Source organism: Fictibacillus gelatini DSM 15865 (genome assembly GCF_000430745.1).
Taxonomy (GTDB): Bacteria; Bacillota; Bacilli; order Bacillales; family Fictibacillaceae; genus Fictibacillus_A; species Fictibacillus_A gelatini.
Window position 1 is genome coordinate 31,870 of sequence record NZ_KE387233.1, and the last position, 13,362, is coordinate 45,231.

Annotated in this window: 11 protein-coding genes, 1 pseudogene and 1 riboswitch; of the genes and pseudogenes, 8 read left to right on the forward strand and 4 right to left on the reverse strand. The window is 41.4% G+C overall.

Annotated elements, in window-relative coordinates; genetic code table 11:
- The first annotated feature begins 582 nt into the window (after nucleotides 1-582).
- Together H538_RS0121200 and H538_RS24730 are read left to right on the forward strand one after the other, a co-directional pair.
- Nucleotides 583-2,721, forward strand: a complete 2,139-nt coding sequence (locus H538_RS0121200; protein WP_026679283.1) for an ATP-dependent Clp protease ATP-binding subunit — start codon at nucleotides 583-585, stop codon at nucleotides 2,719-2,721.
- 89 nt (nucleotides 2,722-2,810) lie between these two features.
- Nucleotides 2,811-4,073 carry an ATP-binding protein gene (locus tag H538_RS24730; protein ID WP_051291611.1) on the forward strand — a complete coding sequence of 421 codons (1,263 nt, stop codon included), beginning with the start codon at nucleotides 2,811-2,813 and terminating at the stop codon, nucleotides 4,071-4,073.
- 93 nt (nucleotides 4,074-4,166) lie between these two features.
- Here H538_RS24730 and H538_RS27190 read toward each other — a convergent pair whose 3' ends face one another.
- Nucleotides 4,167-4,250, reverse strand: a complete 84-nt coding sequence (locus H538_RS27190) for a putative holin-like toxin (protein ID WP_407636418.1) — start codon at nucleotides 4,248-4,250, stop codon at nucleotides 4,167-4,169.
- Nucleotides 4,251-4,520: 270 nt separating this feature from the next.
- Nucleotides 4,521-5,336, reverse strand: coding sequence for a GDSL-type esterase/lipase family protein (locus H538_RS0121210; RefSeq protein WP_161627226.1), 816 nt, complete (start codon nucleotides 5,334-5,336; stop codon nucleotides 4,521-4,523).
- Between the two features lie 208 nt (nucleotides 5,337-5,544).
- Here H538_RS0121210 and H538_RS0121215 point away from each other — a divergent pair, with 208 nt between their 5' ends.
- From H538_RS0121215 to H538_RS0121240, 6 genes are all read left to right on the forward strand, one after another.
- Complete coding sequence (locus tag H538_RS0121215) at nucleotides 5,545-5,847, forward strand: LSm family protein (RefSeq protein ID WP_026679285.1); 303 nt, start codon at nucleotides 5,545-5,547, stop codon at nucleotides 5,845-5,847.
- Nucleotides 5,848-5,982: 135 nt separating this feature from the next.
- On the forward strand, nucleotides 5,983-7,215 hold the full coding sequence (locus H538_RS0121220; protein ID WP_026679286.1) for a GNAT family N-acetyltransferase: 1,233 nt from the start codon (nucleotides 5,983-5,985) through the stop codon (nucleotides 7,213-7,215).
- A 352-nt stretch (nucleotides 7,216-7,567) separates the two neighbouring features.
- Entirely contained in the window at nucleotides 7,568-8,866 is a 1,299-nt protein-coding gene (locus tag H538_RS0121225; RefSeq protein WP_026679287.1) for a histidine--tRNA ligase, read from the forward strand.
- Nucleotides 8,867-8,926: 60 nt separating this feature from the next.
- On the forward strand, nucleotides 8,927-9,484 hold the full coding sequence (locus tag H538_RS0121230) for a biotin transporter BioY (RefSeq protein WP_026679288.1): 558 nt from the start codon (nucleotides 8,927-8,929) through the stop codon (nucleotides 9,482-9,484).
- A gap of 70 nt (nucleotides 9,485-9,554) precedes the next feature.
- The gene (locus H538_RS0121235; protein WP_051291612.1) at nucleotides 9,555-11,048 is read left to right on the forward strand and encodes an AMP-binding protein; all 1,494 of its coding nucleotides are present in this window, start codon (nucleotides 9,555-9,557) and stop codon (nucleotides 11,046-11,048) included.
- Complete coding sequence (locus H538_RS0121240; RefSeq protein ID WP_026679290.1) at nucleotides 11,048-12,148, forward strand: acetyl-CoA C-acyltransferase; 1,101 nt, start codon at nucleotides 11,048-11,050, stop codon at nucleotides 12,146-12,148. Before H538_RS0121235 ends, H538_RS0121240 begins: the two co-directional genes overlap by 1 nt.
- 72 nt (nucleotides 12,149-12,220) lie before the next feature.
- Here the strand turns inward: H538_RS0121240 and H538_RS24735 are convergent.
- Nucleotides 12,221-12,448: pseudogene (locus H538_RS24735) on the reverse strand (GNAT family N-acetyltransferase); the annotation flags it as partial.
- Between the two features lie 43 nt (nucleotides 12,449-12,491).
- On the reverse strand, nucleotides 12,492-12,995 hold the full coding sequence (locus H538_RS24740) for an MFS transporter (RefSeq protein WP_051291613.1): 504 nt from the start codon (nucleotides 12,993-12,995) through the stop codon (nucleotides 12,492-12,494).
- 203 nt (nucleotides 12,996-13,198) lie between these two features.
- Nucleotides 13,199-13,304, forward strand: a riboswitch (TPP riboswitch).
- Nucleotides 13,305-13,362: the final 58 nt, after the last annotated feature.

Consider the following 13,362-nt stretch of genomic DNA (forward strand, 5'->3'; position numbering starts at 1 on the left):
CATCGTGTTTACAATGCATTTCGCTTACCAAAGTGGGGATGTATTTTTTAGGAAAAAGCATTTTTGAAAATTTCTTGGACTTTTTCAGTGACCTCAGAGCGAGACCTGAAATTGTCCAGGAGAGGCGTTCTCAAGGACAAAAACACGAGAGCGAGACCTGAAATTGTCCAAGAGAGGCGTTCTCAAGGACAAAAACACGGGGAGCGAGGCCTATTTTTTCAAGAGACGGAATTCTCAAGGACAAATTTCATGTCGCGGACATTAATTTTCTTCAATAAAGTCTTGATTAAAGACATTCTTCCTAAAAAATCCGATGTGAAATGCATTTAACGGAGGGCTTCGCTACTAGAAAAGAAACAAAACAATTTCTTATCTATGTTTAGAGAGATCGATTAAACGGAAATAGTAATAGTAATCACAATTAAGCAGCTGTGCACTATTTCCAAAAAAAATTAAGGCAAAACACTTGAAAGTCAAAAAAGGTCAAAGTATAATGTAGTCAGAAGGTCAAAGAAAGTCAAAGTCAAAAACGACTATAAACTTTTGGCCTTTTATTTTCAGATAGAAAGAGGAGGAGTACTTATGCGTTGTGAACAATGTAAAGTAAATCCTGCTACAATTCACATGAACATCGTGATTAATAATGAAAGAAAAGAAATGACATTATGCTCAGATTGCTACAATAAAGTGAAACAATCAATGAAAATACCGGATGGTTTTAATCAATTTTCATCCTTTGATGATTTCTTTAAACAAATGATGGGAAACTCAATGAATGCTGGTTTCCACTCATCTCAAGCAAAAACCCAAACACAAACGAAGCATCGTGGCGGAGGCGGCTTCATAGACCAATTCGGCCGAAATTTAAGCGATGCAGCGAAATCAGGTTTGATTGATCCGGTCATCGGCCGTGAAGATGAAATTAACCGTGTTATTGAGATTTTAAACCGCCGCAATAAAAACAACCCTGTTTTAATTGGTGAACCGGGTGTCGGTAAAACGGCGATTGCCGAAGGACTAGCCTTGAAAATTGCAGAAGGCAGCGTGCCGGCGAAGCTTTTGAAAAAAGAAGTTTATCTTTTAGATGTCGCATCACTTGTTGCCAATACAGGCATTCGCGGCCAATTTGAAGAGCGGATGAAACAATTGATCAGCGAACTTCAAAACCGCAAAAACGTCATTCTATTTATTGATGAAATCCATCAATTAGTAGGTGCGGGTTCTGCGGAAGGTTCAATGGATGCAGGCAACATTTTAAAACCGGCGTTAGCCCGCGGCGAGCTTCAAGTCATTGGGGCAACGACTTTAAAAGAATACCGTCAAATTGAAAAAGACGCTGCTCTTGAACGTCGTTTCCAACCAATTATCGTCAATGAGCCAACGCCGGAAAAAACGCTCGAAATTCTTAAAGGGCTTGCAGCAAAATATGAAGACTTCCATGAAGTAAAATTCTCAGAAGATGCATTAAAAGCGTGCGTTACGTTATCTCACCGCTATATCCAGGACCGCTTTTTGCCTGATAAAGCGATTGACTTAATGGATGAAGCGGGATCCAAGCTCAACCTTCTTCACGTCAATGAAGAAAAAGGCGCAATTGAAGCACGTTTAGAAGAAATTGTCGGTGAAAAAGAAAAAGCGGCAATGGAAGAAAACTATGAGCTTGCAGCGAAACTTCGCCAGGAAGAATTGCAGCTCGAGGAAAAATTAAAAGAGAAAAGTGAAGCCAACAAGGCGGTTGTCACTGCAAGCGACATTCAAAAAATCGTTGAAGAAAAAACAGGCATCCCTGTCCGCAAACTTCAAATCGATGAACAATCAAAAATGAAAAATTTAGCAAAACATTTATCAAGCAGAGTGATCGGGCAGGATGAAGCGGTCGAAAAAGTGGCAAAAGCGATTCGCCGCAGCCGTGCAGGTCTAAAGAAAAAAGACCGTCCAATTGGATCATTCTTATTCGTTGGACCAACCGGCGTCGGTAAAACGGAGTTGACGAAAGCTCTTGCCGAAGAATTATTCGGTGATAAGGACGCAATGATACGTCTTGACATGAGCGAATATATGGAAAAACATGCGGTGTCTAAACTGATCGGTTCACCTCCAGGCTACGTTGGATTTGAAGAAGCCGGACAATTAACCGAACAAGTGCGCCGCAAGCCATACAGCATCATTTTATTGGACGAAATTGAAAAAGCGCACCCTGACGTCCAGCATATGTTCTTGCAAATTCTTGAAGACGGCCGTCTAACCGATAGCCAGGGACGTACGGTAAGCTTTAAGGATACAGTCATCATTATGACATCTAATGCAGGTTCCGGTATGAAACAAACGAAACCGCTTGGATTTAACCAGACGGAAAAAGAAAAAGAAACGAACATCTTAGATTCGCTTAAAATGTTCTTCAAACCGGAATTCTTAAACCGTTTTGACAGCATTGTCCAATTCCAATCTCTTAAAGAAGAGCATCTTCTTGCAATTGTGGATTTAATGCTGGAAGAACTTAATGAAAATCTTAAAGAACAAGATATCACAGTAACATTTACGGATGAAGCGAAAAAGAAAATCGCTGAACTTGGCTACCATCCAGCTTTTGGTGCACGACCATTGCGCCGTATCATTCAGGAAAAAGTGGAAGACCAAATCGCAGATCGATTGCTTGATGAAGAAAATGTTCACGAATTAAAAGTCGATGTTCATGACGATCAAATTGTAGTAGTAAAATAATTTCCCCAAACCCTGCAGAAGTATTTCTCCTGCAGGGTTTTTTGATTTACAATGATACATATAAGAAATTGATAAGGCTGGTAAGATCTATGACCATACAACTAATTAAGGATACATTATTACAAGTTCTAATGGTAGCCACACCGATATTTGTCTACCAGCATGTATATACAAGAAAAACACGGTGTATCGAACATACGCAAAATCGGACATTTTCGATCGGTATTCTTTGCAGTTTGCTTGTCATTTTATGCATGTCGCTTCCAATTATGGTGAAGGACGGTTTTGTCTTCGATTTTCGCATGCTTCCTGTCATCATCGGCATTTTATATGGGACTGCAAGCAGCGGATGGCTCGTTGCGGCAATTTACTTCATTTATCGTGTTACTCTTGGTGGACATGATTTAGCGATCATTTTAAGTATCGATTTATTGGTCATTTTAATTTCGTTTAGACTGGTGAATTATTATCACACGATGCGAGTCCGTGAAAAAATAATGATCGCTGGCTTCCTTGTGATTGTGTCGTCAATTTTGAAAACGGCATCTGTTACCGTTTTCCAGGACTCCTTTTATACGATTTTACCTTTTTTCGTTATTTTGTTCTTGATTCAATATTTCACCATGTTTTTTGCCGTTTATACGATTGAGAGCATTCGAAATACGGAAATCATGAGAGAGCGCATTCAACAAAGTGAAAAGACACAGGTAGTAAGCGAATTAGCAGCTTCCGTTGCCCACGAAATAAGAAACCCATTAACGACTACAAGAGGCTTTATTCAATTGATCTCAGAAAATGAATATTTACCAGCAAATGATAAGGAATTTATGAACCTTGCGATGGAAGAATTGGATCGAGCGGGCAGCATTATTAATGACTATTTGTCTCTCGCCAGGCCACAAGAGGAAAGGAAAGAAATTTTATCATTAAAGCAACAAGTCGAGAAATCAATTAATATTTTGCGTCCCTTTGCCACTCTTCACAATGTGAATTTGTACTTGACGGTTGTTCAAGATGTGATGGTGGAAGGAAACCCTGATCGTTTTCAACAGGCGCTTATCAATATGATTAAAAACGGGGTTGAATCGATTAAAGAAAAAGGGGATGTTCACCTTACTGTGAATAAAAGGAACTCAAAAGCGGTGTTAACGATTTGCGATACAGGTTCAGGAATGACAAAAGAAGAAATTTATCGTGCCGGCTCCCCGTTTTACTCAACGAAAGAAAAAGGAACCGGGCTCGGGTTAATGGTTACCTTCCGGATTATCGAATCGATGAAAGGGCGAATTCACATTCAAAGTGAACTCGGGAAGGGAACAGAATTTACCATCATTATCCCGGAGTTTCATTAATTCAGCACTTTATCACTGGAAGTGCTGTTCGTACAAAAAAAGGCCATGCTTGCGCATGGCGTTTTGTAGTATGTCTGGATGAAATTGCCCCTATTATTCCTTATTGTTGGAGCGAATAATGGTGACCACTAGTACTGAAAAGCTAATCATCAAAGACAATGCTTCAAATACTGTCATACCATTCCCCTCCCCAGTTTGGTAGTCGGGCAAGTCCGTTACAAGAAGTAGAGAAAAAAATTAGATTGTATGTTCCTATTTTATCCCGGTTGCAAAAATTGAACAAGAACCATTAAGACTATTTCCGAAGTTTTCCAATAGTTCGTAAGTATTATTTTGCTACAATAATTTTATGTTCGAAAAGTTAAATGGATGTTCCAATTTTTATGACCCGACAAAAGTCCTAGACTTATAAAAAGTGACCCATCTATTGGTAGTAGATGGGCCGTTTTATTGTTTTGAAAAAGGAATTTCTAAAATCTTGATCATCGCATTCGCGATTCGCCGGTGTCCGAGCTCGTTCGGGTGAATGGAATCATAGATCCACTTCTTTCGGTCTTCTGTTGTTAACACTTCACTGCTCGGAATGACGACAGTCGGCATATAGTCGGCAGCTGTTTCATAAGCGATTAAGTTCCAGTCACTTAAGAGCCGTTTGGTTGCTGGATAAAAAGATTCATCCGAATCAATTGCATTATACAACTCATTAGTAACAATAATTGCTTTTGGGTTTTCTTTCCGAATAAAATTAAAAATTTGATCCAAATGTTCAGCATAGTTTTCTTTAACAGTTTGATAATGTTGAATCGCTTCGACAGGTCCGTCCTTTAATGCCGTTTTCACAAGATCATTGCCGCCAATATTAATGGTTATTAAGTCAGCGTTTTGAATTTTCTCTTTTAATAATCTCCCTTGAATAAATTGGAGCAAATCCGCGCTCGTAAAACCGGAAACCCCTTGATTATCAACTAGAACTTTCTTGCCGGTCAAGTCGGCCAGTTGCCTGCTTGCAATAGCTGCAAATCCGCCATCGGTAGAACCCTTTCCTTTTGCGACGGAATCTCCAAGGATAAGGTGCCGGATTGTCGGTTTTTTAAGATTTTTTAGATGATCTATATAGGTGACGTTTGTCTTATCTTTTGTCGTAACAGGAGCGGCCGAGTGAGACTTTATCCAATAAATCTTCATTTGCGGATAAAAGAACCATGCAAAACCTGCGATGATAAGGCAGAGGAAACTAATAAGAAACCAATATCTTTTTTTCAACATCAATCCACCTTTCAGAATAATCATTGTAATACAATAATATTCCCGTTTCAACGATTGTTATGAGGAGATTGATGGATCGATTGGCAGGCAAGCCTGTTTATTCCTGATCCTTCCTTTCGTAATGACACTTGTCCATGCCGTCATTCTTCATTCGACATATAGTAAAGAGAGGGTATTCAAATTCCTTTGAAGGAGATGGTTTTTTTTGAAAGAATACTACTATCAGCTTTGCGTTCAACATATTGGTAAACCGGTTGAAATTAAGCTGCACGATGGGAATGTGCATACAGGCGTTATTAAAAGAGTAGATCCGGAGACGGTTTACTTGATGCCAATCCAGAGCGGAGAAGAGCGCATATTTCCATTTCTGGGTGGAACCCTTTTAGGTCTTGGATTAGGGTCAATTGCCGGATTTGGATTAGCTCCCGGATTTTATGGAGCTCCTTACTATGGATACGGATATGGCTATGGTTACGGCCTTCCTCCCTATGGCCCGGTCGTATGGTGAATTTCAGGATCCCGGAATCTCCGGGGTTCCTTTTTTATTTATGAAAAAGAAGGTTTATGGGGAAGGTTTATGCCACAACGTATGGAATAAATGAATGCTTGGAAAAGATAATAGTGGTTGCAAGGAGTGATGGAAGTGGAATTTCAAAAGCTTCATGACAAAACGCAGTTGGATGCCTATATGAAAATCATTTCAACGGCGTATCCCGGGTTTAAAACGCCACCTTCACAATTAAGGGGATGGCTGGATGAAATAAATGAATCAAATGATCAAGCATTATACGGCATCATGAAAGGTGATCGTTTGGCTGCAGGCGTCCGATTAATTGAGTTCGATTTAAACGTGGCCGGCACGATTGTGAAAGCCGGTGGAATTGGGCTTGTTGCAGTCGATATTTTGCAGCGCAAGCAAGGTGTTGCCAGAGAACTATTGCTTCAGTCGCTTTATTTTTTTAAGAAAAAAGGAATCTCAATCGTCACCCTTTATCCATTTGATACGGGATTTTATAAAAAGATGGGGTTCGGTCATGGGACACAAATCTCACAATATAAAATTAGACCGGGAAGCTTCCCGAGATATTGCGGGACCGAACATCTCGTTCTTCTTGAAGATACGGATGAAAATCGGAAAGAGGTAGCTGCCTGCTATAATCGAATGTTCAAAAAAACAAATGGGATGACCGGACGGATTGACGCTAACATGACTAGCTTATTTAGAGAAGGCAACCACATTATCGCCTATAAAGAGGGGAAAAATATTAAAGGATATATGGCGTTTACATACAAAAGCGAAGCAACATTTGTGAATGATCTTCTCGTGAAGGAATTCATTTATGAATCACCGCAAGTTCTTAATGAAATGATGGCTTTCTTCCATTCTCAAAAAGATCAAATAAAACGAGTGATCATTCAGACAACAGATGAACATTTTCGATATGTCGTCCCTGATGCGAGCAATGGAGAGAGTAGCGCGTTTGATTCCATTTACCTGGAATCGCACGTGACGGCAGGGGGGATGATGTATCGAATCATCGATATCGAACGGTTTTTTCAAACGATTCAGGAGAGAAACTTTAATAACATGAATGGCACACTGAAATTAACAGTAAAAGACCCGTTCCTTGCAGAAAATTCACAGAGCATCATTATTACATTTTCTGACGGGAAGCCTATAGTAGATGCAAATGCCGAATATAAAGTAGAGCTTCGAATCAATATAGATGATTTCTCTTCCTTGCTCATGGGGGCAATAGATGTTAAAGCATTGCTACGGTATGGACTTGCCACCATTTCTGATGAGCGCTTTTCCGATAGTTTGAACGACCTGTTTAAAGTGGAGCAAAAGCCAATATGTACAACAAGTTTTTAAAATCGTCTTTCAATTTTAGATGAATTAGTGTATGATAAGTTCAATTCAGTGGGAGGTATTCGAAATGAATAACATCATAACCCTCATGCAACTTCATCATCACACGTAACCCTTGGACCCGGGAAAAATTTTTCTCGCAGGTACAAGGGTTATTCCCGTTGTACCTGCGAGCTTAGCGCCCTGCAGGTATTTTTATACTTGCAGGGCTTTTTTAATTGGGCTCTTTCTACTCAAAACGGCGTATTATTGTCTGAATTTCAAGATTTATTATCTAAACCGTCGGCGATATTGTCTAAAATGAGCCATTTATTGTCCGTAGTTCTACATTTATTTTCTAGAGGAGGATGTACGAATGGAAACCGTTTTAAAAAATGTAAAGGGAACAGTAGATTATTTGCCTCAAGAGCAGGCTCTGCGAAACCGCATCAAACGGGTGTTGGAAGATGTTTTTCAAATATATGGCGCAAGGCCATTGGAGACACCGATATTAAATTATTTTGATATAATGGCGTCAAAATACGGGGGCGGGGCAGAAATTTTAAAAGAAGTGTACCAACTGACTGACCAGGGGGAGCGCCGACTGGCATTGCGATATGATTTAACCATTCCGTTTGCGAAGGTGATTGGAATGAATCCCGAAATGCGTTTTCCGCTCAAACGGTATGAGATGGGAAAAGTCTTTCGCGATGGTCCGGTGAAAAAAGGGCGATTCCGCGAGTTTGAACAGTGTGACGTTGATGTGGTCGGCATCCAATCAATGGCGGCCGAAGCAGACCTTATGATGATGGCGTTGGATGTCTTTAATGAACTTGACCTTGATGTAACCATTCAATTTAACAACCGTAAGCTTCTTTCTGGATGGCTAGAAAGCTTGAATGTGAATGAGGAGCAAACGAGCGATGTCATTTTAACCCTTGATAAGCTTGAAAAAATTGGAGCGGACGGAGTGAAGGAAGAATTAATGGAAAAGCAAATTGAGGCTGAAACGGTAAAAACGCTTGAAACATTTATAGAAGATGCTGCTGAACAAAATATAAATTCCTTTCGACGTATAGCATCCAATGAGTTAATGAAAGAAGGGCTGGCTGAAATTGAAGAATTAACAGCTTATTTAGAGGCACTCGGAATAGCAGAAAAAGCCGTCTTTAACCCGTTTTTGGCACGAGGGTTGGACATTTACACAGGAACGGTTTACGAAATCTTTTTATCGGATGGAGCCATTACATCAAGTATTGGGAGCGGCGGAAGGTATGATTCGATTATCGGCAACTTCCTGCAAAACGGAAAAGTCTACCCGACAGTCGGCATTTCGTTTGGCCTGGATGTCATATACACCGCTTTAAAGGACAAAAAGAAAGATGCCCCTGTCTCGCTATTTGATGTGTATATCATTCCAATGGATACAACGACAGAATGTTTAAAGATCGCACGGCGGTTACGCCAAAAAGGAATAAAAACAGAAGTTGATTTAACAGGCAGACGATTAAAGAAGTCACTTGATTATGCCAATAAAGAAAACATCCCGTTTGTCCTTCTGTTCGGCGAAAATGAGCGAACAGAAAATAAAGTGATGGTAAAACAAATGAAAACTGGCATACAAGAAAAGGTGCCACTGGACCAACTTGAAAATTATTTTGTAAACCTAATATAAAATGAAGTTGACAATGTGTAAGTTCCTTTTATAATAAAAACTAATAGGGGGAATTTATACATGAAATTACGAGACATGATGTTTATCGCTTTATTTGCCGCATTGATGTGCGTGTTAAGTTTTATCCCGCCAATTCCATTGCCTTTTACGCCGGTGCCCATTACACTACAAACAATCGGGGTCATGCTATCTGGTGCAGTGCTCGGAGCCCGATTAGGTGCGTTGAGTCAAGTTTTATTTTTGCTTATCGTAGCAGTCGGGGCGCCTGTACTTGCGGGTGGACGTGGCGGTATTTCCGTCTTTGTTGGGCCGAGTGCCGGCTATTTATTCGGTTTCCCGATTGCGGCGCTGCTGATCGGATTAATGGCCCGCACGGGAAAGAATCTTGCAGTCTGGAAATTGTTTATCATTAATTTTTTAGGTGGTGCGTTATTTTTATACTTATGCGGGGTCCCCGTAACGGCATTTGTGGCAGATATCGGACTCAAAGCGGCTGCCATTAGCGCAATTACTTATCTTCCGGGGGATTTGGCGAAAGCGATTATTGCGGCCTACCTGTCTGCAAAAATAAGAAAATCATGGTCGATCGATCAAAAACGCCCTTCAAGCGCGGCTTAGGTTTGTCAAATGACAAACCTTTTCTTCTTTTCATTGATACTATGATATGCTGAAAGTGAGGTGACATCTTATGCTCATAAGCGATATGTATTTACATGCTAAACCCGATCATTACGCAGTGGTTACAGATAAAAAAAGGATTACATATGCGGAATGGAAAAAACTTGTGGCGAAAATAGAGGTGGCGCTCCGTTCTGTCCATGCTGATAAACAGGAGCGGAAGATCGCCATACTATTACATAATTCAGTTGAGTTTTTGCAGCTTTTTGTTGGAGCGGCTCAAGCGGGCTGGATAGCAGTTCCGTTCGATTATAAATGGAGTTCAGGTGAAATTCAAAGTAACCTTAAGCTGGCGAAACCCGATATTCTTATTGTTGATCACATGTTGCAAAAGAAACTAGAGAAAGTGCCGGAACCTACACAGGTTATAGTATTGGGCGGAAAGGCCGACGAATTCCAGAAGTGGCTCAACAACCGAGAAACGGAATCAAAATCATACGAAGACGTTCCGGATACTGCACCGTTCTATATGGGATTTACTTCGGGAACAACAGGAACGCCGAAAGCATTCATCCGCTCCCACCGCTCGTGGGTAAAAAGCTTTGATTGCAGCATGAAGGAATTCGGGATTTCGGACAAAGATCATGTTCTTGTCCCTGGCCCGCTTGTTCATTCCCATTTTTTATATGCCGTCATCAGTACGTTGTTTATCGGCGGAACGGTTTATTTACTGAAAAAGTTTTCTCCGGCAAGCGTTTTTTCATTTTTATCAACGTATCCAATTACGACGATGTACATGGTTCCGACGATGTTCGAGGCATTGATTAAACATCGTCCGGATGGGATCGCGACCAATACGTTAACGAAGATCTTATCATCAGGGGCGAAATGGGAAAAAGATTCCAAACGAAAAATGAAGATGATGTTTCCATCGTCAGACTTATACGAGTTTTATGGCGCTTCAGAACTCAGTTTTGTCACTTTTTCAGGCCCGGAAGATACGAGAAGGAAGCCTGATTCAGTCGGTCGGCCGTTTCATAATGTCACCCTTTCGATTCAAAATAATGGACGCGAAGTCGGAATTGGTGAAATTGGGAAGCTGTATGTGCAAAGTGAGCAGCTCTTTATGGGCTACTATGAAAATGAAGAGGAAACGAACAAAGTCCTGCAACATGGCTGGGCAACCGTCGGCGATATGGCAAAGCGCGACGAAGATGGCTATATTTATTTAGTCGGCAGGGAAAAAAACATGATGATCTACGGTGGATTAAACGTTTATCCGGAAGAGATCGAAAAGACGATATTGCGACTTCCCGAAATTGAGGAAGCAGTTGTCCTTGGGATCGACGATAACTATTGGGGAGAAATCATTACCGCAGTGATCGTCGTAAAAAAGGGCTATACGATCGATCAGCGAACAATTAAAGCGCATTGCCGGACGCAGCTTGCCAATTATAAAGTGCCAAGAAACATTGTTTTTGTTGATTCGATTCCTTATACGACGAGCGGAAAGGCCGCTAGAGCAAAATTGAAAGAAGATTTACTGAAAAAGGAATTGGTTTGATGGATCATGCTGTAATTATCGGGGGAAAACGAACCGTTATCGGAAAAAAAGGCGGCATTTTAAAAAACGTGCCTCCAGAGAATCTTGCCGCTACCGTTATGAAAGAACTGGTAAAGCAATATTCGATCTCTCCTGAAGTAGTTTCTGATGTGATTCTTGGCAATGTTGTCGGCCCTGGAGGGAATATGGCAAGGTTATCAGCTTTGACGGCCGGCTTCCCGTTCTCCGTTCCCGGAGTAACGATCGACCGGCAATGTGGGTCGGGTCTTGAGGCAATTAACATCGCCTGCCGGTTGGTGCGATCAGGTGCGGGAGAGATTTATCTTGCCGGCGGTGTTGAAAGTTCAAGCCTTTCGCCATTTTCGAAGAGAGCCCGTTTTTCCCCAGATTCCATTGGAGATCCCGATATGGGGGCGGCTGCGGAAAACGTTGCCGAAAAATATAACGTATCAAGGGAAGAACAGGACGATTTTGCCCTCTTAAGCTACCAAAAGGCCATTGATTCGATTCAAAAAGGCCGGTTTATCAATGAGATTGTTCCAATGAACGGTATTCTCCATGACGAAGGGATCAATCTTCGCACCAATTATAAAAAACTGATCGGCCGGGCACGTCCTGTTTTTAAAGAAGGAGGAACGGTAACAGCAGCAAACTCGTGCGGCGTGAATGATGGAGCTGCGGTTGTTCTTGTTATGTCAGAAAAAAAGGCGGAGAGTCTTGGATTAACGCCTGCATTACGGTTTATCGATTCAGTCGTTGCCGGAGTCGACCCGAACTATCCCGGAGTCGGTCCGGTGCCAGCAGTTAAACAGCTGCTTACGCGAAATGGGCTTTCAGTTGATGACATTGATCTCGTAGAGCTCAACGAAGCATTCGCCGCTCAGGTGCTCGCTTCCATCAAGGAGTTAAACATCCCGATTGAAAAATTAAATAGGGGCGGAGGCGCGATTGCGTTCGGCCATCCGTATGGGGCTTCCGGTGCGATACTTGTTACCAGGCTTTGCTCCGAAATGAAACGAATGGGCGGAAAGTTCGGACTTGCAACGTTAGGAATCGGAGGCGGGATGGGACTGGCCACGTTATTTGAAAATATGCAGTAAGAGGTAGAGTTCGATACGATCTAAAAAATAAAAGAGCCCGGGATGTTCCCTGGCTCTTTGCAGCGTGGACATTTAGTCTTTAGGATTAATGATCGCAAGCACTTGATGGTCTTCCCACTTTCCGTTGATTTTAACATTTTTCAAGGCAATCCCTTCTTTATGGAACCCTGCTTTTTCCAATACCCTGATCGAAGCGATATTGTGGGGCATGACACCGGCCTCGATTCGATGCAGGTTTAACTCATTAAAGGCGTAATCTACGATCAGTTTGACAGTTTCTGTAGTATAGTCTTTGCTGTTTACCATGGATCATAGTGATTTCCTCAATAAAAGATAAATGTTTCTACAGTGAATGATAGTAACTGTTTTCTTTATTTTTCGTTTTTAGCAAAACAAAAGATAGCCCGGTGGAGAGGCAAATAAGACCGGCGCCGAACAAATAGACCATTCGGATCCCTGCGTACTCGGATATTGCCCCAACAATAATAATAGAAAGGCTCGATATCGTTGATAATAGGACATTGCGGCTGGCATAAACTTTGGGGAGCAATGTTGCATCGATATTCGTTTGAAATGCCGTTTGCTGGGCGACATCCCGAACCTGGTAGGCCGGCCCCATTAACACGCACAGTATAAGTGAAAGGCCAGGAATGCTGCTCATCCCATAAAGAAAAGTAAAAGCGCTAAAAAAAACTGAGCCCGTTGCCATGCTGAGAATAAGATTTTTTTGAATCGTTTTCGCCATATACAATGTTATCAATCCGCCTGCAATCGTTCCAATATAATAGCTTGCATTAATGTAACCCCACCATTCGTCGCCTTTATGAAGCAAAAATATCATGAACATTGCACTGTTCTTTCATGTTTATTGTAAGATCAAGTTGATAGAATCAGGCTCTAATGCATTTTCACATGAACCCCTTCCAATTTTGGTTCTTAGGATAAGAGCGACTTGAGTTTTGATACATTAACTTCAAATGTTTTAAGACGAAAGGGTTTCCTAATCTTGAGTTTCGTGTTATGATAGAGGGCAATAATCGAATAATTCAAACGCAACACTGGGGGGGCCTTTTTTGGCTGAGACTGAACGTTTCGTTCTAGACCCTTTGAACCTGATCTGGATTATGCCAGCGTAGGGAAGTGGGAAGCAGCCTTTACGGCTCTATTACATGTATTTTCAACCACTCCTTTATGCTGGAGTGGTTTTTTTGTGT

Coding starts and splice junctions, on each gene's coding strand:
- H538_RS0121230 (WP_026679288.1), top strand. CDS start 8,927: ATGAAATTACGAGACATGATGTTTATCGCTTTATTTGCCGCATTGATG.
- H538_RS24730 (WP_051291611.1), top strand. CDS start 2,811: ATGACCATACAACTAATTAAGGATACATTATTACAAGTTCTAATGGTA.
- H538_RS24740 (WP_051291613.1), bottom strand. CDS start 12,995: ATGTTCATGATATTTTTGCTTCATAAAGGCGACGAATGGTGGGGTTAC.
- H538_RS0121225 (WP_026679287.1), top strand. CDS start 7,568: ATGGAAACCGTTTTAAAAAATGTAAAGGGAACAGTAGATTATTTGCCT.
- H538_RS0121240 (WP_026679290.1), top strand. CDS start 11,048: ATGGATCATGCTGTAATTATCGGGGGAAAACGAACCGTTATCGGAAAA.
- H538_RS27190 (WP_407636418.1), bottom strand. CDS start 4,250: ATGACAGTATTTGAAGCATTGTCTTTGATGATTAGCTTTTCAGTACTA.
- H538_RS0121200 (WP_026679283.1), top strand. CDS start 583: ATGCGTTGTGAACAATGTAAAGTAAATCCTGCTACAATTCACATGAAC.
- H538_RS0121235 (WP_051291612.1), top strand. CDS start 9,555: ATGCTCATAAGCGATATGTATTTACATGCTAAACCCGATCATTACGCA.